23 protein-coding genes are annotated in these 20,958 nt (G+C 60.8%); 17 read left to right on the top strand and 6 right to left on the bottom strand.

From position 1 onward, the window contains the following. The first annotated feature begins 15 nt into the window (after positions 1–15). From hisH to Q0G18_RS05475, 13 genes are all read left to right on the top strand, one after another. Entirely contained in the window at positions 16–876 is an 861-nt protein-coding gene (gene hisH, locus Q0G18_RS05535; RefSeq protein ID WP_297150503.1) for an imidazole glycerol phosphate synthase subunit HisH, read from the top strand. 33 nt (positions 877–909) lie between these two features. Continuing rightward, a complete protein-coding gene (gene hisA / locus Q0G18_RS05530) occupies positions 910–1,647 on the top strand; it encodes a 1-(5-phosphoribosyl)-5-[(5-phosphoribosylamino)methylideneamino]imidazole-4-carboxamide isomerase (protein WP_297150500.1) in 738 nt (245 codons plus the stop codon). Positions 1,648–1,650: 3 nt separating this feature from the next. Beyond that, the gene (gene hisF / locus Q0G18_RS05525) at positions 1,651–2,415 is read left to right on the top strand and encodes an imidazole glycerol phosphate synthase subunit HisF (RefSeq protein WP_297150498.1); all 765 of its coding nucleotides are present in this window, start codon (positions 1,651–1,653) and stop codon (positions 2,413–2,415) included. A gap of 37 nt (positions 2,416–2,452) precedes the next feature. Continuing rightward, entirely contained in the window at positions 2,453–2,782 is a 330-nt protein-coding gene (hisI, locus tag Q0G18_RS05520; protein ID WP_297150496.1) for a phosphoribosyl-AMP cyclohydrolase, read from the top strand. Between the two features lie 114 nt (positions 2,783–2,896). Then, a complete protein-coding gene (locus Q0G18_RS05515; RefSeq protein ID WP_297150493.1) occupies positions 2,897–3,586 on the top strand; it encodes a phosphatase PAP2 family protein in 690 nt (229 codons plus the stop codon). A 12-nt stretch (positions 3,587–3,598) separates the two neighbouring features. Further along, complete coding sequence (locus tag Q0G18_RS05510; RefSeq protein WP_297150491.1) at positions 3,599–3,793, top strand: hypothetical protein; 195 nt, start codon at positions 3,599–3,601, stop codon at positions 3,791–3,793. Continuing rightward, positions 3,794–4,114: a hypothetical protein gene (locus tag Q0G18_RS05505; RefSeq protein ID WP_297150488.1), complete on the top strand. Its 321-nt coding sequence runs from the start codon at positions 3,794–3,796 to the stop codon at positions 4,112–4,114. Positions 4,115–4,722: 608 nt separating this feature from the next. Further along, a complete protein-coding gene (locus Q0G18_RS05500) occupies positions 4,723–5,610 on the top strand; it encodes a radical SAM protein (protein WP_297150486.1) in 888 nt (295 codons plus the stop codon). Positions 5,611–5,820: 210 nt separating this feature from the next. Continuing rightward, the gene (locus tag Q0G18_RS05495) at positions 5,821–6,102 is read left to right on the top strand and encodes a chorismate mutase (protein ID WP_158049070.1); all 282 of its coding nucleotides are present in this window, start codon (positions 5,821–5,823) and stop codon (positions 6,100–6,102) included. Then, the gene (gene aroF / locus Q0G18_RS05490) at positions 6,099–6,905 is read left to right on the top strand and encodes a 3-deoxy-7-phosphoheptulonate synthase (RefSeq protein WP_276996075.1); all 807 of its coding nucleotides are present in this window, start codon (positions 6,099–6,101) and stop codon (positions 6,903–6,905) included. The genes Q0G18_RS05495 and aroF overlap by 4 nt, the downstream gene beginning before the upstream one ends. Positions 6,906–7,164: 259 nt before the next feature. Beyond that, entirely contained in the window at positions 7,165–8,529 is a 1,365-nt protein-coding gene (locus tag Q0G18_RS05485; RefSeq protein ID WP_297150483.1) for a chloride channel protein, read from the top strand. After that, a complete protein-coding gene (locus tag Q0G18_RS05480; RefSeq protein ID WP_297150480.1) occupies positions 8,526–8,948 on the top strand; it encodes a potassium channel family protein in 423 nt (140 codons plus the stop codon). The genes Q0G18_RS05485 and Q0G18_RS05480 overlap by 4 nt, the downstream gene beginning before the upstream one ends. Positions 8,949–9,099: 151 nt before the next feature. Beyond that, positions 9,100–10,320 carry an LL-diaminopimelate aminotransferase gene (locus Q0G18_RS05475; RefSeq protein ID WP_297150477.1) on the top strand — a complete coding sequence of 407 codons (1,221 nt, stop codon included), beginning with the start codon at positions 9,100–9,102 and terminating at the stop codon, positions 10,318–10,320. A 169-nt stretch (positions 10,321–10,489) separates the two neighbouring features. Here the strand turns inward: Q0G18_RS05475 and Q0G18_RS05470 are convergent, their stop codons facing one another. Continuing rightward, complete coding sequence (locus Q0G18_RS05470) at positions 10,490–11,512, bottom strand: DUF262 domain-containing protein (protein WP_297150474.1); 1,023 nt, start codon at positions 11,510–11,512, stop codon at positions 10,490–10,492. A 381-nt stretch (positions 11,513–11,893) separates the two neighbouring features. On the opposite strand from Q0G18_RS05470, the gene Q0G18_RS05465 reads away from it, so the two are divergent. Beyond that, complete coding sequence (locus tag Q0G18_RS05465) at positions 11,894–12,940, top strand: asparaginase (RefSeq protein WP_297150472.1); 1,047 nt, start codon at positions 11,894–11,896, stop codon at positions 12,938–12,940. Between the two features lie 38 nt (positions 12,941–12,978). Here the strand turns inward: Q0G18_RS05465 and bsh are convergent, their stop codons facing one another. Then, a complete protein-coding gene (bsh, locus tag Q0G18_RS05460) occupies positions 12,979–13,929 on the bottom strand; it encodes a choloylglycine hydrolase (RefSeq protein WP_297150469.1) in 951 nt (316 codons plus the stop codon). Between the two features lie 459 nt (positions 13,930–14,388). Then, positions 14,389–15,648, bottom strand: a complete 1,260-nt coding sequence (locus Q0G18_RS05455) for a radical SAM protein (protein WP_297150465.1) — start codon at positions 15,646–15,648, stop codon at positions 14,389–14,391. 359 nt (positions 15,649–16,007) lie between these two features. Between Q0G18_RS05455 and Q0G18_RS05450 the strand changes: the two genes are divergently transcribed. Then, entirely contained in the window at positions 16,008–16,409 is a 402-nt protein-coding gene (locus Q0G18_RS05450) for a hypothetical protein (protein WP_297150462.1), read from the top strand. A gap of 443 nt (positions 16,410–16,852) precedes the next feature. Here Q0G18_RS05450 and Q0G18_RS05445 read toward each other — a convergent pair whose 3' ends face one another. Beyond that, a complete protein-coding gene (locus Q0G18_RS05445) occupies positions 16,853–18,070 on the bottom strand; it encodes an IS110 family transposase (protein WP_297150459.1) in 1,218 nt (405 codons plus the stop codon). A 295-nt stretch (positions 18,071–18,365) separates the two neighbouring features. Between Q0G18_RS05445 and Q0G18_RS05440 the strand changes: the two genes are divergently transcribed. Beyond that, positions 18,366–18,536, top strand: coding sequence for a hypothetical protein (locus Q0G18_RS05440; protein ID WP_297150456.1), 171 nt, complete (start codon positions 18,366–18,368; stop codon positions 18,534–18,536). A gap of 85 nt (positions 18,537–18,621) precedes the next feature. Here Q0G18_RS05440 and Q0G18_RS05435 read toward each other — a convergent pair whose 3' ends face one another. Continuing rightward, positions 18,622–19,299, bottom strand: a complete 678-nt coding sequence (locus tag Q0G18_RS05435; RefSeq protein WP_297150453.1) for a hypothetical protein — start codon at positions 19,297–19,299, stop codon at positions 18,622–18,624. A gap of 896 nt (positions 19,300–20,195) precedes the next feature. After that, a complete protein-coding gene (locus Q0G18_RS05430; RefSeq protein ID WP_297150450.1) occupies positions 20,196–20,426 on the bottom strand; it encodes a hypothetical protein in 231 nt (76 codons plus the stop codon). Between the two features lie 266 nt (positions 20,427–20,692). Between Q0G18_RS05430 and Q0G18_RS05425 the strand changes: the two genes are divergently transcribed. Next, positions 20,693–20,958: transposase (locus Q0G18_RS05425; RefSeq protein WP_297150446.1), on the top strand; the 266-nt coding region annotated here is incomplete at its 3' end.

Raw genomic sequence — 20,958 nt, 5'->3', positions numbered from 1 at the left:
CTGTAGGAGATGCGAATGATTGCGGTAGTCGATTATCAGAAGGGCAACCTGAAGTCGGTCGAGCGCGGCCTCATCGCCGCAGGTGGCAAGGCCTTCATCACGGCGGATGCATCCGAGATAGCCAAGGCGGACGCCATCGTCTTGCCAGGTGTCGGGGCCTTCGAAGACGCGGCGGCGACGATGTGCGAGCTCGGGCAGATGGAGGTCATTCGCGAGCGCGTTCGCGCAGGCGTCCCCTTCTTGGGAATCTGTCTCGGCGAGCACCTGATGTTCGAGCATGGCGTGGAAGGCGCGCCCGAAGGCAACCCCGCGTGCGGACTGGGACTTTTGCCGGGCACTGTCGTCGCCATGCCGCGCTACGATGAGCAAGGCAAGGCGTTCAAAGTGCCCCATGTTGGGTGGAACACAATCGAGATGCCTGCGTGTAACGGGGGCGCTGCAGTCCCTCCGTGCGGCGAAGGCGGGGGAAATGCCGTGCTCAAACAGTCCTCGCTTCGCTGCGGGACTGCGCGCGGCACCTCCCCCGACTCCGCCGCACTGCTCGATGGGGGACAGGCTGAACCCGAACTTTCCTCGCTTCACTCGGAAAATGCGGGCGGCGCCTTCCCTAACTCCGCCCCACAGCCAGGGAGCGACCTCGCCTTCGCCTGCCCGCTCTTCGACGGCATAGCGCCTGGTGAGTATTTCTACTTCACTCATTCCTACATCGCGCCGACAGGTTCCCACACCATCGCCGAGACCACCCACAGCGTGCGGTTCACAAGCGCGGTCCAGTATGGCGATCGCGCCTTCGGCGTGCAGTTCCACCCCGAGAAAAGCTCCGACGCCGGCGCTCGCGTGCTCGCGAATTTCGTGGCGATCGCCGCCCGCGGCTAAGCGCGCTCCATATTGAGAAAGGAACGCAGAGACATGTACCTTCTCCCTGCAATCGATATCCTGGAAGGCCGCGCCGTGCGCCTTGCCAAGGGGGACTATTCCCAGGTGACGGTCTATAACGACGACCCAGTTGAACAGGCGCGGAAGTTCGAGGCCCAAGGTGCCACCTGGATTCACGTGGTCGACCTCGACGGCGCGCGCACGGGTGTGCCCGAAAACATCGCCATCGTCGAGCGCATCGTGCGGGAGACCTCGCTTTCCGTGGAAATCGGCGGCGGCATCCGCACGCTTAAGACCCTCGAGCGCCTCGCGGACATCGGCGCTGCGCGCATGGTGCTCGGCACCGCGCTCGTAAACGACCCCGAGCTCGCATGCGCGGCAGTGGAGCGCGTGGGGGGCGACAGGCTCACCGCGGGCATCGACGCGAAGGGCGGGGAAGTCGCCGTCTCCGGATGGATCGAGGGCTCGGGCGTCGCGGCTTGCGATCTGGCCCGCGAGATGGGCAAGGCGGGCTTTAAGCACATCGTCTATACCGACATCGCGCGCGACGGCATGCAGACAGGACTCGACGTGCAGGCATATGTCCAGATGGCAGAGGCGTTCGGGCACCCCGTCATCGCGAGCGGGGGCGTGGCGAGCGTAGCTGACATCGAGCGGCTCGCTCCGGTTGCAGCCTCCATCGAGGGCGTCATCACCGGTCGCGCAGTATATGAAGGAACCTTAACGGTTGAGGAAGGCGTCGCTGCCTGCGCGGCGGCCACGAAGGAGTAGGCCATGCTTGCCAAGCGAGTGATTCCCTGCATGGACGTGAAGGACGGGCGCGTCGTCAAGGGCGTGAATTTCGTGAACCTGCGCGATGCGGGCGACCCGATCGAGCTTGCGCAGCGCTATGACGAGCAGCGCGCCGACGAGGTCATATTCCTCGACATCACGGCGACGAGCGACGATCGCGCCACCACCGTCGAGCTCGCGAGCCGCGCGTCCGAGCAGCTGCACCTGCCCTATTGCGTCGGCGGCGGGTTTCGAAGCGTCGCCGATATCCGCAAGATGATCGCGGCGGGCGCCGACAAGGTGTCGGTGAATTCGGCCGCTGTCGCGAACCCCGAGCTCATCACGCAGGCGGCGACCGCGTTCGGCACGCAGGCGATCCTCTGCGCGATCGACGCGAAGCGGCGGGCGGACAACCCCAACAAGTGGGAAGTCTATGTCCACGGCGGCCGCAAGGCAACGGGAATCGACGCCGTCGAGTGGGCGCAAGAGGCGGCGCGGCGCGGCGCGGGCGAGATCCTGCTCACGAGCATGGATCGCGACGGCAGCCGCGATGGGTTCGACTGCGCCCTGACGCGGGCCGTGGCGCGGGCGGTCAACATCCCCGTCATCGCCAGCGGCGGCGTCGGCAAGATCGAGCACTTCGCCGAGGGAATCCTCGAAGGCGAGGCCGATGCCGTGCTGGCCGCAAGCGTGTTCCATTTCGGCGAGATGACCGTGCGCCAGGTGAAGGAGTACATGCGCTCGCAGGGCATTCCCGTCCGCCTTTAGGGCGTGCGGACTTCCAATCGAAAGGAATCTTATCGTTATGGGAACGACCGTCGACATCCCCAACCTCACTTACAACGACGCGGGACTCATTCCCTGCATCGTGCAGGACGCAAAGACCCGCGAGGTGCTCATGATGGCGTGGATGAACGAGGAATCCGTGCGTCTGACGCTCGATGAGCGCACGACCTGGTTTTTCTCCCGCAGTAGGCAAGAACTTTGGCACAAGGGCGCCACCTCGGGCAATACCCAGGCGCTCGTCGAGCTGCGCTACGATTGCGACGCCGACTGCCTGCTCGCGCTGGTGGAGCCCGCAGGCCCCGCCTGCCACACGGGCAACACTACCTGCTTCTACCGCACGATGGGATAGGACCCAAAGGCGCGCGGCAGCGCTCTTTTCGTGCTCTTTGGGACCCTGCGGATTCGCGGCGCGCCCAAGGCGCTACCATCGTTTCGAACGAGAACTATTCGATGGGGGTCATCCATGCATAATCGCGCCTCTCGCGCCTCAGCCATAGCCGGCGTCGTCTGCCTCGTACTCTTCGCGCTGCTCGCGGCCCTGCTGCTCACCGTCGACCGCGCTCCCATCGCGGGGGACGGCAGTCTGGTCGGCTTAGCTTCGCTCAATGCGTCCGCGCACTCCCTTCTCGGGGAAAGCCATCTCGCCGAAACGCTTTCGAACGTGCTGCTCGTCGTGCCCTTTGCGAGCATGCTCGCCCTCGCGGTGATGGGCATACGCCAGATCATCGTGCGGCGAAGCCTTGCCGGGGTAAGCCGCGATTTGTGGCTTCTTCTCGGACTTTACGTGGTGATGCTCGTGCTGTATGTCCTGTTCAACCATGTTTCCACCAACAATCGGCCCCTTCTGCAGGACGGCGTTTGCGAGCCGTCGTTCCCTTCGTCGCATACGCTGCTTGCCGTCACCACGCTCGGTGCCGCCATGGTTCAAGCGGGGCAGCGCATGCGGCAGGGCGGCGCTCGCACGACGGTGGTCGCCGTCTGCGCGGTGGCCATGGCGGCGCTCGTGATCGCCCGCGCCCTGTCCGGCGTTCACTGGGCCACCGATATCCTCGGCGGCATCCTGCTCGGCGCGGCGCTCGTGGCCTTCTACCGTGCAATCGCTTTCGGCGCAGACGACGACAAGGCCGCCCGCGGCAAGCACGCTCGCCGCTAAGGAGGGGAAAGCGTGCGGCCATCAGGCAACTTCAATGTTTTCTCGAAGCGCGACCTTTGCGGTCGCACGCTTCCCGACGTCGCTTGCCGTCAGTGCGGCGGCACGCTGTGCAACTCGAAAATGGGCGTCATCTACGAGGGGCGCGCCATGTTGTTCTGCGCGAGCAAGCGCGCAACGCGCGAACTTCTAAACGAGAAAGAAGCCTAGATGAGCGGCCGCCCTCCTCGCGTGACCTACACGCCTAGGCTCGCCGCGTACATGAGCAAGAAGGGATGGCGGCATATCGCCGTCGAGCATGCGAGCGCGTGCGGGTGCTGCGTCGATTTGTCGGAGGTGGCGACGCGCTTCGTCGACGACGCGACAGCGGACAAGCTGCGCGCGAAGGGCTGCGTCGAGCTTCGCTGCGAGCTGGGAAGCGTGCTCGTGGCGCGCGGCATGGAATACGACGACGAGGTGGCGCTCGATTTGCGCAGCTTCTTCGGCGCGAAGGACATCACCGTGCGCGGTATCAGGTCGTGGAGTCTGTAGCTCGCCCTTAGTTGGCACGGGATGGAGCGGAACCCCGAGTTGGGGCTGCGGGACGAAGCGAAACCCTAGTTGGGGCCGAGGAACAGAGCCAAAACCTGGTTGGGGGCTGCTGGATGGGGCCAAACCCCAAGTCGATGGTCAACCGAGCGAGTTGTGCGACGTTTTTTCGCTCGATGGAGCCCTTCGCGATCGCCTGGAACAATTTCCTGAAATAGAACTCCAGGTCAGCGAAAATCGACTTTGATCATTCTCGAAAATGGCAGCGCACAACTCTCTCAGTTGACCACCAACGAGGGGGTGTGCTCCATTCTGCCGCCCGCGACCGCCCGCTCCGGACGTCTTCTTACCCGGAATCGACTCTTCACGGACAAAATCGTCGATATGTGAGGCGGAAAGAGGCGGCAGGCGTATTGCTCCTTGCGCGCGACCGCGAACAAGGAGCACAATGAAGCATGACGGCCATAGGGGACCGGAGGGCCGAAAAACCGAAAGGGCCATGGGTCGGCCGCGGAAAACCGAGGGATAATCGGGAAAACAAAGGTTCATCTGGGGAAACTGCGCGCCGCCGCAGGAAACCACAGGGCGACTTCAAGAGCTGGGAGGACCTTATGCATTACGTCGAGTCACCGCATCGTTTGCCTTACGAGATGGCATCGGGAATCCTTCAGGCGGAAATCGGCTGCTCGTATAACCGCTGCCGCTTCTGCTCGCTGTGCCGCAAGTCGGGGAAGGACTATCGACCCGCACCGCTCGAAGAGGTGGAGGCCGACCTCGACGAGCTCGCTTCCTACGTGCGCAGGCCCTCGCGTATCTACCTCTACGGCGGCAACCCCTTCGGCATGCCGCGCGGCGTGCTCATTCCGCTGCTCGAGCGAATTCACGAGAAGCTGCCCGAGGTGAAGACAATCGGCGGCTTTTGCCGCGTGGCCGACGTGAAGGCTGCAACCGACGACGATCTTGCGATGTGGGCGCGTCTGGGCGTTCGGGGCCTCTCAGTCGGCGCAGAGGGCGCCTACGACCCGGCGCTCAAGTTCATGCGGAAGCCGCATACGGCCGTCGACTTGGAGCAACAGTGCGCCCGCCTCGACGCGGTGGGCATCGACTACACCCTGTTCTATCTGGCCGGCATGGCAGGCGCGGGGAAGTGCGAGGAGGCCGCCCGCGCGTCGGCCGAGGTGTTCGCGCGCATCAACCCGCTGCGCATCAACATCATGACGCTCACGGTGTTCGACAACGCCGACCTTGCGCAGGACGTCGCCGAAGGCACGTTCACCCCCGCGGCCGAGCGCGAGATCGTGCTCGAGATCCGCGACTTCATCGCGGGGCTTTCCGGCTGCACGTCTTTCATTGAGGCGGGCCACGACACCAACATGGTGCACTTCGACGGCGTGCTCCCGCGCGACCAGGAAAAGATGGTCCTCTACCTGGAGCAACGCGCTGAGATCATGAACGAAGAGCACATGAGGCTCCTCCGAAGCCGCTTCCGCGCGCTATAGCGGAGGCACGCGAGAAGACTGCGAGCCTGCACGCGGCCAGGGACCGCGGGCAGCGCGAGGCCTATCCAAATGCTAGGATTTTCTGCTCGCCGCTCCATTTCATCCGCTTTCGGGTTAGCCGCGGCATCTCTTTTGCTATCATGTCAAGCACACGAGTGGCCCCATCAGGGCAGATTCTCGTTAAAGCAATGAGGCATGAGAGGAACGTCAATGCCAGAAGAAAGCAAGTCGCTTGCTGAAATCGAAGCGCACCGCGCCAAGATCGACGAAATCGACCAGCAAATCGTTGCGCTTCTGAACAAGCGCGCAGGTCATTCGCTCGTAATCCGCGGACTCAAACCGGGAGCCCGCATGGGGCTTTACGACCCCAAGCGCGAGGAGGAGATCTTCGCTCGCGTCAATTCTTATAACGAGGGACCTTTGTATAACGAGAACCTCCGAGAAATCTACGAGGCAATTCTCAAGGTTATGAAGGAGACCCCGTCCGTATGAGCGAAGTGAAACCCGTATCCCAAAAGCTTCCCGATTACGGAACGCTGACCGACGAGATCACCATCTTCGCCGGCCCGTGCTCAGTCGAAAGCGAAGAGCAGTTCAACGAAGTCGCCGAGTGCATCGCGAGCCTCGGCCTGCATTGGATCCGCGGCGGCGCGTTCAAGCCCCGCACCAACCCCCACAGTTTCCAGGGCCTCGGCGAGGAAGCGCTACAGATCATGAAGGCCGGGGGAGACAAGTACGGCCTGAAGACCCTGACGGAGGTCATGGACTCCGAGCACTGCGAGATGGTCCACTCCTATGTCGACGGCCTGCAGGTGGGAGCGCGCAACTTCCAGAACTTCAGCCTGCTGAAGAACATCGGTAAGGTGACGAAGGACTCGCACAAGATGGTGCTGTTCAAGCGCGGTTTCGCCGGCACGATCGCCGAGTGGCTCGCCGCGACCGACTACATCACCATGGCAGGCAACGACAACGTCGTGCTCTGCGAGCGCGGCCTGCGCACCTTCGAGACCGCGACGCGCTTCACGCTCGACATCTCGGCGGTGCCCGTCATCCACAAGCAGAGCCTCTATCCCATCTGCGTGGATGTGTCTCATCCGGCCGGCGTGCGCGATCTCGTGCCCGCGCTTGCGAGGGCGGCGGTGGCAGTCGGCGCCGATTCCATCATGATCGAGGTGCACCCGAACCCGCCCGCGGCCCTTTCCGACGGTCCGCAGCAGCTAACGCCCGCCCAGTTCACCGACCTTATTACCGAGCTGCGCGAACTCGCTGCCGTCTTCGGGAAGAAGATCGTTTAACGCGCTGAGCGCTGAGCGCCGCAAATAACATCAACCGGGAAGGCCGCCTCGAGCGGTCTTCCCGCTCTTTGAGGACAAGCGAGCCGCAAAAGACTTCCCGAAGCAAGCGGGAAACCCGAGCCCTCCCCCTATGATCGGGCGCCTGGAAGCGAGCCCTCGGCAGGAAAGCCCGCTTCCAGGCAATCCCCCCTCCCGCAAACCGCGAGGATGCTACAATGGCACGCGTTCGCCCTTGACACCTACGACAAATCGGAGCTGCATGACCAACTTCTCCAAGCCCATTAACCGCGCGCTCTTCGTGCTCTGCGTCATCGTAACTGGGTCGATTGCCGGCGCGTTTGTATGGGCGTTCTTCTTCTTGATGGACAAGGGGATCGAGTTCTTCTGGTCCACACTTCCCGCGCTCATCGGCCAGGCGGCGGATGCGTATCTGCCGGGGCTTGCGGAGGGGCCATTCGGCTTTCTGCCGTATCCGCTCATCGTCTGCATCGTCGGCGGGCTACTCATCGGGTACTTCGACAAGAAAACGGGCGCGCGCCCCGAAGAGCTCACCGCCGTCATGGGCAAGGTGAAGAAAGACGGCCGCTATAGCTACGAGGGCATTGGCAAACTTTCGCTCGCGGCGCTTCTGCCGCTGCTGTTCGGAGGGTCGATCGGCCCCGAGGCCGGGCTTACCGGCGTGATCGCGGGGCTCTGCACCTGGGTCGGCGATCGGATGCGGCGCTTCGGCGCCGACTTCCGCGCGCTCACCACCATCGGCACGCAAGCCGCCTTAACCGCCCTGTTCACCGCCCCCTTGTACGGCTTCGTAGCCCCGCTCGCGGGGACGGCGGACGCGCCGAACGACGGCAAAGGCGACGTCGACATCAAGCTGCCGCGCGCGCAGAAAACCTTTGTCTACCTGTGCGCCATTGCGGGTGCGCTCGCGGCGTTTCTGCTGCTCGGAGACCTGTTCGGGGGAGGAATGGGCCTCCCGCGCTTCGCAGGGATGGAAGTGGGCGCCCTTGAAGCCGCGCTCGTCATACCCGCCGCGCTCGTCGGATGCGCCGCAGGGTGGGCGTTCCACGCATCGACCTGGGCGTCAGGGAAACTTGCAAGCCGCATGGGGGAGAGGCCCGTCGCGAAGGCCATGCTCGCTGGGATCGTCCTCGCAGTATGCGGCATGGCGCTGCCCTACACCATGTTCGCGGGCGAGTCGCAGACGCACCTGCTGATGGATAGTTACCTTGCAATCGGCGCGGGCGCGCTCATAGCAACCGGGCTCATAAAGGCCGCGCTCACCCCGTTTTGCATCCAGATGGGCTGGCGCGGAGGCCATTTCTTCCCGCTCATCTTCTCAGGGGTGAGCATTGGCTACGGCTTTTCCCTGCTCACCGGTGCAGATCCCGTGTCGTGCGTGGCGGCGTGCACCGCGGGATGCATGGGAGCCGTCATGCGCCAGCCCGTGATGACGGCGCTGCTGCTGATCATGTGCTTCCCCGTGAAAGGCGTCGTCGTCACGATTGCGGCGGCGGCCATCGGGGCGGCGATTCCCCTTCCGAAGGCGATAGCGCCTTCCAAGCTGCAGGGGAGCGCCCAGAAGAATGGGGGCACCCTTCAAGAAACCAAGGAGGCGGGCGAATGATAAACTTCCGTATGCTCGTGGATGTGCTGAGACATTCAGGGTTTGGGCCGATCACCTGCGTGTTCGCGCTTGCTTTCCTCATATGCTCGGCGGCGGTGTGGCTCGCCGACCCCGAAACCCTCACCTTCGGCGATGGGGCGTGGTTCTCTTTCGAAGTGGTGTCGACCATCGGGTTCGGCGACGTGAACGCGACGGGACCGGTAGCGCGCGTGGCGGCAGTGGTGCTCAGCGTCCTGAGCATTTTCTACATCGCGCTTCTCACCGGCGTTGTCGTGAGCTACTGCACAACCGCGCTCAAGGCGCGCCAGGAAGGCACGCTCGCCAACTTCGCCGCCAACCTCGAACGCCTCGACGAGATGACCCCCGAAGAGCTGGCCGCGTTCTCCAAACGAGTAAGGGAATACCGCCGCACGCGATAATGTTAAATCACTGGCGTTAACGTTAAATTGCGCGCACGTTCGCGCAATCTGCGGCAAAATGGAGAGCGACACAGAAGCGTGGGCACGAAGGCGGGCCCGCGCGACGCGGCATCCGCCGCTTGCAGGAGACGAAACGACAAGGAGCACTTTCGTGGCTAAGGTCAATCCGAACTATCAGAAACTTCCGGGCAGCTATCTCTTCTCCGAGATCGCACGTCGCACGGCCGCATATTCTGAGGCGCACCCCGAGGCGAAGCTCATCAAGATGGGCATCGGCGACGTGACGCGCCCGCTCGCACCTGCCGTCATCGAGGCCATGCACGCCGCCGTCGACGACCTGTCGCGCACCGAAACCTTCCACGGCTACGGCCCTGAGCAGGGCTATGACTTCCTGCGCTCGGTCATCGCGGAGAAGGATTTCCACGCACGCGGGGTCGACATCGCCGACGATGAGATCTTCATCTCCGACGGTGCGAAGTCCGACTGCGGCAACATCGGCGACATCCTCGACGTCGACAACGTCATCGCCGTATGCGACCCGGTGTACCCCGTCTACGTCGATTCCAACGCAATGGCGGGCCGCGCGGGCGAATACGACGCCGCCGCCGAGCGCTGGACGAACATCACCTATATGCCCACCACCGCCGAAAACGGATTCTGCCCTGCGCTTCCCGAGGGCAAGGTCGACGTCATTTACCTGTGCAGCCCGAACAACCCCACGGGCACGGTGCTCACCGCTGAGCAGCTGAAGGTCTGGGTCGACTACGCCAACGCCAACGGCTCGATCATCATGTTCGACGCGGCTTACGAGCGCTTCATCACCGAGGAGGGCGTACCGCACTCCATCTACGAGGTGGAAGGCGCCAAGACCTGCGCCATCGAGTTCCGCTCGTTCTCGAAGACTGCAGGATTTACCGGTGCGCGTTGCGGATACACGGTGGTGCCTCAGGAACTCGAGCGTGACGGCCAGAGTCTGAACGCCATGTGGAACCGCCGCCAGTGCACGAAGTTCAACGGCGCGAGCTACATCATCCAGCGCGGTGCCGCGGCAATCTACACCGAGGAAGGCGAGCGCCAGATCGAGGAGACGCTTGCGTACTACCGCAACAACGCGCGCGTGATCAAAGAAGGCCTTGAAGCCGCTGGGTTCACCGTGTACGGCGCCGTGAACAGCCCTTACATTTGGTGCAGAACCCCCGAGGGAATCGGTAGCTGGGAGTTTTTCGACAAGCTGCTCACCGAGGCGAACATCATCACCACGCCGGGCGCGGGCTTCGGCCCCTCGGGCGAAGGCTATGTGCGCCTGACCGCCTTTGGCGACGCCGACGCCACCGTCGAGGCGATGGAGCGCATCAAAAAGCTCATGGCGTAGCGAGCGTCGAGCGGAGTAGCGAGCGCTCGAGTGGCGAGGCGGGCCACTACCCGCCGCAGGAGGCACTCTTCCCGCGAAAGCTTAGGAGCAAAACTAAAAGGAGCCTCGAGCTTGTGCCCGAGGCTCCTTCCATCTTACGTGGCGGATCGCGCAGGCTGCAACGCCGACCCTAGAACCCACCTTGGCTTGCGCGCTCGGGAACGAGCGTGCGGCGCTTTCCCTTCGCCCAGTTCATGCTGCGGAATTCCTTCACCTCGTGGAAGTTGTAGTTCTCAGCCCACATGAAGCAGAAGCCGCGCAGCTCATCGAGCAGCTCCTCGGGCGTGCCCGCATGCTCGTCCTCGATGTAGGTCTTGAACACGGAATACGTCTCGCTCTTGTCGTGGATGCGCACCTTGGGGAAGCGAATGGAAAGCCACGTGCGGATTGCGGCGTTGAGCTTCTCGGCGCCGGGGTCGTCGCCGAACATGACCTCGATCGGCTCCCAGTATTCCTTGTATAGGCGCGTCTGCTCGTCGTGGTCCATCGCAATGAGCAGGTAGTTGCGCACCAGGTCGGCCGTCGTCAGCGGCACACCGCGCGCGTTCAGGCTCTCGAAGATGAGCTGCGGGTTGTCGCCACGGTCGAGCTCCGCGTCGATCACCGTGAGCACCTTCATGCCCGCCCACAGCACGTCAGCGTCGAAATCGCTCTTCTCCATCTCGCCGTAGAAGTAGTCAAGGTTCTCGGTGATGCGCTCGGAGGGACGCTCGGGCATCGGCGTAGCGTTCACCACCGCCTCAAGCGTCGGGCAGTCGTTCAGCGACAGGATGAGCTTCGCCGCCACGCCGTCGCCCGTCTTCACGTGGAGGAATGTGCCAGAGATGTCGTCGGCGGTAAGGCCATCGGCGGTCGAGCCGTGAGCGCGCAGGTACTTCACGAGCGCGGCGATCACGATGGTGAGCGTGGTCATGCGCTGCTGGCCGTCGATCACGTCGAGCTGATGCTGCGCCGTTTTCGCGAAACGGTCGGGCGAGTAGAGCACCGTGCCGATGAAGTGCGCGTTGCCCGTGCGGCCCGAGCGGTTGATGTCCTGCCACAGCCCCTTGCACTGCTGTAGGCCCCAGGAGTACACGCGCTGGTACACCGGGATGACAAACTGGGTATCTTCCGTTCCCAAAAGATCGAGGAACAGCTCCTGTTTCGTTTGCATGCGTAAAACTCTTTCTCCACTTCGCGCCCGAGGCGTCGACCTGGGCGCGGCCTCCATCTTGCACCCGAAGCTTCGCCGCGGGTGCGGCCCCAAAAAACCGTGAAGGATTATAGGACAGGCGCCTATGGATGAGTAGATGCTCGAATTCGATTGAGCGGAAGAATCCGCATTTCGCGCACAGAGAGCGACCCCCGAAGAGAGATGCGGCAAGTGCGCGAGCAAACCATAGGATACAATCCTAGAAATACCGTGCTCGAAAACGATGCAAAGGCGAGCTCGAAGGGCGGCTTGGAAGCAGACGCATCGCGAACCCTCTGCTCACGCTGGCCGTCAAGCGACAACCAAGGGCACGCCCGGCACCGAAAGATTGGGGGAGCAACCATGACGAAGAAACGCATCTTGCTTGTCGCCACGGGCGGCACCATTGCATCGAAAGAAGAGGGAAATGGCTTGTCACCTGCGCTTTCAGGCGAGGAGCTGACGAGGTATGTCCCCGAGGTGGCAGACCTCGCCACGCTCGACGTGAAACAGGCCATGAACATCGACTCGACCAACATGCGCCCGAGCGACTGGCTGCGCGTCGCCCGCACCATCATGGAAAGCTACGACGACTACGACGGCTTCGTAGTGCTGCACGGCACCGATACCATGGCATACACCGCAGCCGCCCTGTCCTATCTCATCCAGCACAGCCCCAAACCCATCGTGCTCACCGGATCGCAGCGCCCCATGGCGAGCGCCTTCACCGACGCGAAGCTCAACCTCTACCAAAGCGTGTTGTACGCAACCGACGACGACGCGAGCGACGTATCGATCGCGTTCGGCGGCATCGTCATCGCGGGAACCCGCGCGCGCAAACAGCGCACCATGAGCTTCAACGCCTTCACCAGCGTGAACTTCCCGCCGCTCGCCTACATCCGCACCGACCGCATCGTGCGCTCCGCCCCCTTCGCGCATGCAAGGAAGGCGGAAGGGGCACGCGAGCACGCAGCAGCAGGGCGTCCCGTCGTGTACGACAAGCTCGACCCGCGCGTGTTCGCGCTGAAGCTCACACCGGGGCTCGATTCGCGAATCTTCTCGGCCTTGGCGCCGTCCTACGATGCGGTCATCTTAGAAACGTTCGGCATCGGCGGCATTCCCGAGCAAGGCGAGACCGGCCCGTGTTTCCAGGACGCTATCTATTCATGGGTCGATTCGGGGCGCATCGCCGTCATGACGACACAGGTTCCCGAAGAAGGTCTTGACCTGGGAGTTTACGAGGTTGGGCGCGCGTATGCGAACCATCCGGGCATCTTGCGCGGCGCCGACATGACCCCCGAGGCAATCGTCGCGAAAACCATGTGGGCGCTCGGGCAGACCCGCGACGTGGCAGAGGTGGAGCACCTGTTCAACTGCGAGATCAACCACGACCGCTCGCCGTTCGGGTAAGCGGGAAGCGCGAGACGGCGCGCCGCCTCGCGCACTACTTAGGCCACGAAGAGCTTGCTTGTGTCGCCCGCGTCGCAATCGGCAAGCGCGACGCTTTTGATCGACGGGTCGTCGTCGGTCGAGTAGTAGTACGTCTTCGTGCGCGCCGAGTAGCACCCCGTGTAGAGCGTGCGCTCGAAGGCGCCGTCGGCCATCGCCGCCGAGCCTTCCACCATCGCCACATTCCCAAGCGTGTGGAACGCGCGCAGCACGTTTTCCCATTCGCTGGCCTTTTGCGGGTAGTTCGCATTCAGGAATGCCGCCTTCACAAAGCGCGAAGGGGAGTAGGAATCGCCTGGGATGCCGCGTGCACCGGCGCCTGCGCCGAAGGGGGTAAGCTCGGCGCGACCCCAGGTCGCAGCAGCGGGGAAGTCGCCCGTTGCCGTGATATAGGTGCGCAGGTTCGTCATGTGCCACGTGAACTCGGGCTGGTTCGCCAGTGTATCGACCGGATTGTCCATCACATGAAGGCCGTCGGCCATCTGTTCGATCACGATCGAGCGCGTGCCATCACCGACAATCCAGTGCAGCATCGACACGCCGAGCTGGTCGCTCACCGGCTTCGCAACGATGTTAGCGTTCGCGAGGGCCGCCTCCACTTCATCGACCGACGCGAAGTTCGCGGCAACCCAAACAGGGAACTCATAAGCGGCGATGTTTGTCTTCCCATCGATAGGCCCCTTGGAATATTCAGCGAACCCGGGGAAGTTCAAGCCGGCAACGCCCAGGCCCGCGTCGTTTCCGCAATCGAAGTAGAGCGGGTAGTTGTCGAGCACGACCGCCATACCGATCACGGCGTGCGCGGCCGGCGCGTCATCGAGGAAGGAGTAGGGGAGCGGAAAGCCCGCGGGCGTCACCACCACGCGCTCGCCGTAGCGAGTGCTCCAATCGAGATTGCGTGCCAGATACATGTTGCCCTCGCCGTCGCTGAATCTGATTCCTGTGCACATATCGCATCCTTCCGTGAAGCTTATCCGTCCGCGCCCGCCCGCATCGGGTGGGCCTTTCTTCCATGCCATCGTGCGCCTGGGTCGTTTCAAGAACAACTGGAAGCTTCCCATCGTTGCCATTTGGTCACCAAAACGCCGCGCCGTGAACAGATTGAACTTACAGAAAATCCCTCTGCCGTGGACAAAAAACGCCGATATGTGAGCCATCATTCCTACATGCACGGTAGTCTACACGGTAGCCGAACGACCAACGCAGTAGCCTCAAACGCAGCCTAGCCCTATTGGCTGAGCAAGAACACTTGATGCGTGGCCAATTGCCCGACTCAATCATTCCTCTCGTCTTCCCAATTGCGCCCCGTTTTGACATCGCCACGGAACACGTGCCATCGAGTGACGCGGCGTCGTCGAGGGCAGACACGAAGCCATTTCGCTACGAGCTTCACACCCCTCCTCCGCAGACTAGCCGCAAATAAGCTCACCGAACGAACAATATGCACTAACCAGCTTCTCTACCATGTCCGCATTCCAAATGCATAGCCTTGCGCCGTTCCGATTGGCGTTGTGACATCCTCCCATGCATATCGGAAGCGCCTTACATTTCTTGCATTCCTTCGAATGGAATGGATAGTCGCTCATGCTGATGAAACGAGAATCGCGGTCAGGCAGCTCTGCTATGGAACAGACCGCGTTTTTGCCGTCCACTACATCGCACAAGCATTTGTACACAATGCCGCGCCAATCAACGGCAAATGTAAACCGACTAGGATATATGCACGTATTCATGAACGGCTGCGGAAGCAAATCGGAAACCGTGCAATCGCGCCTTAAAGCACAGCGCTGCCCAATAAACGATGCCGGAAGACCAGCGGCGCTGCACATGGCGCAGTTGGACCTACATGCAGGCTTCGCCGCAAAAGTAAGCTTTGCGTCAATGCTCTCGTCCCCTAAAACTCGCTGAAGCGCCGCGAGCTTTTCGACCGACAAGGCACGCGGGCTTACCGAAAGCGTCACCTCAGCACCTTTGCGCCGCAATATCTTTGCCGCGTTAACGGCATGCTCAAACAAGGGAGTAAGGCCAGTTGGCGAAGGTGCCGCTTTACGTTTCTCGTTTGGTCCATCAACGGCCATCGTAAACGAACGAATGCCCAAGCGATCGACAAGAGCATCAGCCATCGCATCGGTTATACGCTCGCCAGCCACAACCATCGACGCCGCGTATGCGCAACCGTTGCTTCGCGCCGCAAGCATAAGCTTTTGCGTCAAATCTTCGACAACACCAAAAGCCAGTAGCGGGTCCCCGCCTATCCAATTAACGTGGATATCTCGCCTGGCCTCTTTTGCATAAGCCACCAAAGCATCTATAGCTTCCAAGCTCATGCTGTTGCCATCGTTCGCCGCTGATGGGCGTTCGCATCCATCGCACCCGATGCCGCATGCGTTTGTCGGCATAACGACAATTGTCAGCGGTACTCCTCCTTGCCGCTCGAAACGACGGGACTCCAATTGCACAACCTCGTCCGCACCAGGCAAAACGGCAAATCCATCCCGCAAAAGGCCAGCAATCACAGAATCGGAAACGCCTTCGCAGCCACAACCTTTAAGAAACTGCCACACCGAATCGCCCTCAACAACCGCAAGCTTCCCCGTAGCAGCAGAGAACACATAATTGGTGCCGCCAGCCGTCACCAAAAAGTTGTATCGAGAAGGAATAGCATTCATAATGGCCCCTCTTACGCGAATTATCCTCTTTCGAACTTTACTCCGCCTAGCAATACGCAGTACCATTAAATGTGCTGCCATTTTCCATGGCAATGATACGCAAAACGACGGGCGCATTTGCGCAAACGTAACCCATTTACACCAGTATCCTTCGATGCGAATTGCATGGCAACCATGCAATTCGCGCCACGCATGCGTTAATGCTGTGCGCTAACTTCAAACATGCTGCACTCCTGTTCTTAGCGGTGGGTGTTCGATGCTTCAAGCTTATCGGCACGAGCGTCGTGCCTTTGCGCAAATGCGCGTTTGCACCAAACGTAAGATGCATTGCAAGTTGGTTGGAAAGAGAGGAAGGCGCAATGGCAGCAGCGGAGCAGCTTCGTGAGGAATTCATTCGTGAGCTAGAGCGTATGAAAATGAAGTACCAGGTCGTTGACGAGGCCGACAACATCGTGCGTGTTTCGTTCGGGTTGGACGAGATGGCGGTTACTGTGTTCTTCGATTTCGATGAGAACGAGGACAGGGCGCGTGCGGTGCATTTTTCCGCGCCGTTAGTTGCGGAATTCGACGAAGAGAACCTTGCTGAAATATTCGTGGCAGTTAACGGCTTGAATAATCGCTTTCGTTTTGTGAAGTGGGTTATCGATGCGGATATGTGCACCATCTCTTGTGAAGCGGATGAGTTCTTATTTGGTGGTGCGGGGAAGGCGCGTGTGTGTGCCGACTTGCTGCGATCGTTCGGATTGCGGAGGAAGGTGTGACCTCCTTGGGTGATTTGGTAACGCCTCGGACAAGCGATGAAATGATGCGCAAGGTATACGAAGTGCTGCGGGAGCGCTACGAAGAAGAGTAGGTGAGGGACGACCGCCTGAATGCAGCGGTGGCTATTGTCGCTGCTTTGGACCTGGACGACTCCATTTGCGCAAATGCGCTCATATGCGTTTGGGAGAATAGGTTTAGTAAAGCTGCACTATATAGCAGGCATCCTCCTGGACTTTTGGGTCTAGGTGATTGCAATAGGGGTATACAAGCAGATGAGAAAGACCAGCTAAATAAAGTCAAGGGGTTTCCGAGACTTTTTTAGATAGAACCTTGACAGTCGAATATGGGATAAAGACCGCGCATCCAGGGGCTTTCCGGGTGAGCTAACGCGTGGCCCGGCAGGAGACGAGGCCGCGCAAGTTCGGGGCTTTCGGAGCGGATATCAGTCCGTGCCAGCCTGCTTCCGCTGGGATTGGATCGACGGCCTCGGCTCGTAGGGGCGCCGTTCGCGCAGCACGGCCAGGATCACGCCGCATAGCTTCCGTGCGACGCCGGACACGGCGACGTAGTGGTGCTTGCCACGTGCCCTGAGCGAGTCGTAGTAGTCGCCGAAGTAAGGGTCGTAGATGCGGGCCTTGTCCGCCGCGGTCATCAACGCGAAGCGCAGATAGGACGAGCCTCGCTTGGACATGTGCTGCTCGTCGCCGTCGAACTTCCCGGACTGATATTTGGACGCGTCGATCCCGGCGTAGGCCACGAGCTTCCTAGGATCGTCGAAGCGGTCTGGGTCGCCGATCTCGGCGGCTATGGCTGCGGCGTTGACCGGGCCAATGCCCGGTATCGACCTCAACAGTCCCCCGACCTCGGTGTCCAGCAGCTCGCCGATCTTGGCATCGAGCCTGGCTATCTCGGCATCGAGATGGTCCACCAGTTCGAGTGCGTGCGCGAGCTCGAACGCAAGCGCGTCGGAGGCATAGGCCGACCCGACGGACGACTTGGCGGCGGCCTTGATCTCCTCGGCCTTGACCCTGCCGTGCCGCCCGCGGCTTGCGCGTTCGACCGTTTTCGTCAGCGTGCGGATGTCGGTCGCGGCCACCTTGGCCGGCGTGCCGTAGTCGCGCAAGATCGCCCTGCTCGTCGCCGAGTGCCTGTCGCTGAACAGCCGCTCGAGCTCGGGGAAGAGCCTGTCGGCGACCGCCGTCGAGCGGTTCTTCAGCGCGGTGCGCTCCTTGACCAGGTGGGCTCGGTAGCGCGTCAGCTGCTTGAGCCCATCGGCAGCTTCGGGCGACACGCGCGAGGGGCCGAGCCTCTTGAACCGGGCGTACTCGGCAATGAGGAACGCGTCCACCAGGTCGGTCTTGGTCTTGCGGACCGTATCGGCCTTGCGGAAGGCGTCGATCAGGATGGGGTTGACGATCGCCACGCCGAAGCCGTGGTCGTCGAGGAACGACCAGAGCGACATCCAGTAATGGCCCGTCGACTCCATGACGACCAGGCAGCTGCCCTGATCGGCATCGAGCTCGCGAAGGCGCTTGAGCAGGGATCCGAAGCCCTCCTCGTCGTTGGCGAACTCGAAGGCCTTCCCGTGAGGCGTGCCGTCGTCGAGCCTGGCGGCTGCGACGTGGGCGTGCTTGGCGATGTCGATTCCGATGTACTGCAAGGCTCCCCCTTCCCGTCATGGCCTGGGGCGAAGGTTCTCCTTCGGGATCTGCGGCACGCAGCCTCGTTGGATATGCGGCACTGAAGCCATCCAGCCTTATTCGCGTCCAGCCGCAGGCCGGAGGCGCAATCCTTTCTTGCGGGGCTCTCCCCCAGAAACAATGGTGCGCCCTCCGCCCATTGCACGCTCTTTATTCCATATTCGCTGACGAAGGTAAAGAACGCGGCCACTGCGTTGGAAGTGGTGGGTGCCACACCCTAAACAAGTGGCAGAAAGAATATACGAGGAAAGAATCATGGCAGAGTGCTCAGAGTGCAAGGATTGCAGCAAGTACGCAACCGACGCGTACAAACCGTATTGCCGCATTATCGGCCAGGAGGTAAGCCGTAGCACGTACGAAATGTACTGTAATAGCTATTCGGGTTACAAACAGTGTCCCGTGCGTAAGAAGAAATACGGGTGCTAAACACTACTAAAACTATGCTGCATGAAAGGGCGGCCCTGCGAATTTGCAGGGCCGCCCTTTCGTATGAGGTGGTGGATGAGGGGTCTTACAGTGGTTTTGCTTCTATGTAGCTGGCATTTTCAGCTTCGTATTGAATGCTGCCTGTGACGTTGCAACTGTTTACGGAATAGCAACAAGTAATTTTTTTGTTTTTGTCATAGAGGTGGTCCGGTAATTGCTCTAAGACGATAGTTGCCGCTTCTGAGGTGATGCATTTTGTGATAGCAAGCATATCGACAGCTGGATCTTTGAGATAAACTCGCTCTGCGTTGAAATTAATTCGTTCCCGGTCATCGATTAGTATGCTGCTCTTCGAGACGCTGCAGCTTTTGCTGACTTTTATTTTTTTAGCGTTTGTCGAGCGATCTGCGTGTTCAATGCTGAAGATGAGTTTGTGAGCTAGCTCTTGGGCAAGTTCTGCAAACCTCTTGTTATTCGCAAAGTGCTCTTGCCGAGTTGATATTGCGTTTTGGTGCGTTTTCTCTTTCCTGCGATCTGCTCGGTAAAAGCAAAATAGTGTTGCGCAAAAAAACACGCATGGCATTCCAAAGACCATGAAGTTCACGAAGTCGCTTTTGCTGGGATTGCTGGGGTTTGAAGCGACGGCGATTGATGTGAGCGCGGCGTCAACGGGCGGAATCATGTACAACAGAAACGGCACAAAGGACATGGCGAATGCGATTCCGACCCTTGCTCCTAATCCTAGGCCCTTCTTTTCATTCATCTGCTTTCCTTTCTGTGCAACACTTCTGAGCAATGGAACTCGTACGGCGTTCGGTAGCCTAGGCGTTTGCGCGGCCTGCGGTCGAGCTTATCGTGCACCTCCTGCACGCGCTTCGCGGTCTTGCGGCGGCGCTTCCCGCCGACGAGGAAGCCGTTGTATTCGCTACGATAGAACTCGCACCTTGTTCATTATCTGCTTGACATAAACAATTGTAACCCCCACTATTTAGTTAACGACCGCGTATTGCGAGGGCGAGAGGACGAGGACGGTCGGAATCCCTCAAGGCCACGGAATCTGATTTCGAGGTCCCAGCTTGCGTACGTGTCGAGGGGTCGACTTCTTCTCCGTTGCGTCGAGCTGCAAATGATTCTGAGACAGTCCGCTGCTGTAGGGGCCGGGCGCGTGTGCCTCCAAAGCTTCCCAGCGGATTCGGCGGAAAGACAGGCCCCTCCCGAGGATGCGTTAAACCTGGAAGGGGCCTGAAAGTCAGCTGTGCGCTCGCTCGGAGGCTGAGAATCGAATTACGCCTGCTATCTCTATCGAAACATAACGATTCGCCTACGCAGCTTCTGGTACTTGAAGCCCGGTCGACGAGTCGAGGCCTAGCACACGATTTGGCGCATTCTGCCCAAAACTCTGCATCGTGAGACAGTATGACCCAAGCCGCTGACGCTTCGATTTCCGTTCTGCATCATATGTGCAAACGGAGAAAAGTGCGAAACCATGGCAAACGCATCGCCGAGGTACACGGCGGAGTTCGAGAAGAGGCATGCAGGCGAAGACCGCTCGAAGGCGGCATAGAACCCGTCAACGAAAACGGCGGATTCAGCTGCATAGTCGGTACGAAGAAATAAACGTCCGCATCTCCTAACCTCACAAAGTGACTTAACAGATTCTCACTCGGCAATAGATGCCAACACCTGAGCCGCTTTCTCGAATCGGGCCTCTTTATAGAAGACTTCTCCATCTATTGCTTCCTGCTCGAAAACAAGGATATCCGGGTCGATTTCCGTGGTTTCGACGAAAACATCATAGTCTGTCCCGTCGAGGGAAACCGTCCGAAAAAGCATGTACTCCTTTCCATCAAACTCCTGAACCTCGACCTCTACAAAACCATCCTCTTCCATTTTGGTCTCCTATCTTTTAGTTGTTGCATTTGGGAGCCGAATATCGAATGCTTTCAGGTGCAATGCAGACTCTGGCGGGCAGGGATGCCGACATCTCGGCTGAGGCGCCGGGTGCGACCTCGTAAAGGAGAATGGCATCCCGCCCCGTTCGGGCAAGGCCGCGAATTAGCTGGATGAGGGGCGATGCGCCACCTCGGATCTCTTTTGGGAGGTTGCGGTCCCGGGCGCTCGGGCAGGCCCCGCCGCATCGCAGGAGGGAACCGGGAATGATCTACGCGGGTGTGGACATCGCCAAGACGGACCACGTGATGGGCGCCGTCGACGAGCGCGGGGCGGAGATGTGCCGGCCGATGCCGTTCAAGAACACCGAGGCCGGGCTCGAGAGGGCCGTCGCGTGGCTCGAGGGCCTTGCGGGGTCGCCGTCCGGCGTCGTCGTGGGCATGGAGGCCACCGGCCTACTGGATTGCGTGCTACTCGTTCCTCGTCGCCCGGGGCTACTCGGTCGCCGTGATAAACCCCATGCAGGTAAAGG

This window comes from uncultured Ellagibacter sp., from assembly GCF_934636505.1.
Taxonomy (GTDB): Bacteria; Actinomycetota; Coriobacteriia; order Coriobacteriales; family Eggerthellaceae; genus Ellagibacter.
Note: the sequence above shows the minus strand (reverse complement) of the source record. Positions and strands in the feature narration are given on the sequence as shown.

Coding starts and splice junctions, on each gene's coding strand:
- hisH (WP_297150503.1), top strand. CDS start 16: ATGATTGCGGTAGTCGATTATCAGAAGGGCAACCTGAAGTCGGTCGAG.
- hisA (WP_297150500.1), top strand. CDS start 910: ATGTACCTTCTCCCTGCAATCGATATCCTGGAAGGCCGCGCCGTGCGC.
- hisF (WP_297150498.1), top strand. CDS start 1,651: ATGCTTGCCAAGCGAGTGATTCCCTGCATGGACGTGAAGGACGGGCGC.
- hisI (WP_297150496.1), top strand. CDS start 2,453: ATGGGAACGACCGTCGACATCCCCAACCTCACTTACAACGACGCGGGA.
- Q0G18_RS05515 (WP_297150493.1), top strand. CDS start 2,897: ATGCATAATCGCGCCTCTCGCGCCTCAGCCATAGCCGGCGTCGTCTGC.
- Q0G18_RS05505 (WP_297150488.1), top strand. CDS start 3,794: ATGAGCGGCCGCCCTCCTCGCGTGACCTACACGCCTAGGCTCGCCGCG.
- Q0G18_RS05500 (WP_297150486.1), top strand. CDS start 4,723: ATGCATTACGTCGAGTCACCGCATCGTTTGCCTTACGAGATGGCATCG.
- Q0G18_RS05495 (WP_158049070.1), top strand. CDS start 5,821: ATGCCAGAAGAAAGCAAGTCGCTTGCTGAAATCGAAGCGCACCGCGCC.
- aroF (WP_276996075.1), top strand. CDS start 6,099: ATGAGCGAAGTGAAACCCGTATCCCAAAAGCTTCCCGATTACGGAACG.
- Q0G18_RS05485 (WP_297150483.1), top strand. CDS start 7,165: ATGACCAACTTCTCCAAGCCCATTAACCGCGCGCTCTTCGTGCTCTGC.
- Q0G18_RS05480 (WP_297150480.1), top strand. CDS start 8,526: ATGATAAACTTCCGTATGCTCGTGGATGTGCTGAGACATTCAGGGTTT.
- Q0G18_RS05470 (WP_297150474.1), bottom strand. CDS start 11,512: ATGCAAACGAAACAGGAGCTGTTCCTCGATCTTTTGGGAACGGAAGAT.
- Q0G18_RS05465 (WP_297150472.1), top strand. CDS start 11,894: ATGACGAAGAAACGCATCTTGCTTGTCGCCACGGGCGGCACCATTGCA.
- bsh (WP_297150469.1), bottom strand. CDS start 13,929: ATGTGCACAGGAATCAGATTCAGCGACGGCGAGGGCAACATGTATCTG.
- Q0G18_RS05455 (WP_297150465.1), bottom strand. CDS start 15,648: ATGAATGCTATTCCTTCTCGATACAACTTTTTGGTGACGGCTGGCGGC.
- Q0G18_RS05450 (WP_297150462.1), top strand. CDS start 16,008: ATGGCAGCAGCGGAGCAGCTTCGTGAGGAATTCATTCGTGAGCTAGAG.
- Q0G18_RS05440 (WP_297150456.1), top strand. CDS start 18,366: ATGGCAGAGTGCTCAGAGTGCAAGGATTGCAGCAAGTACGCAACCGAC.
- Q0G18_RS05435 (WP_297150453.1), bottom strand. CDS start 19,299: ATGAATGAAAAGAAGGGCCTAGGATTAGGAGCAAGGGTCGGAATCGCA.
- Q0G18_RS05430 (WP_297150450.1), bottom strand. CDS start 20,426: ATGGAAGAGGATGGTTTTGTAGAGGTCGAGGTTCAGGAGTTTGATGGA.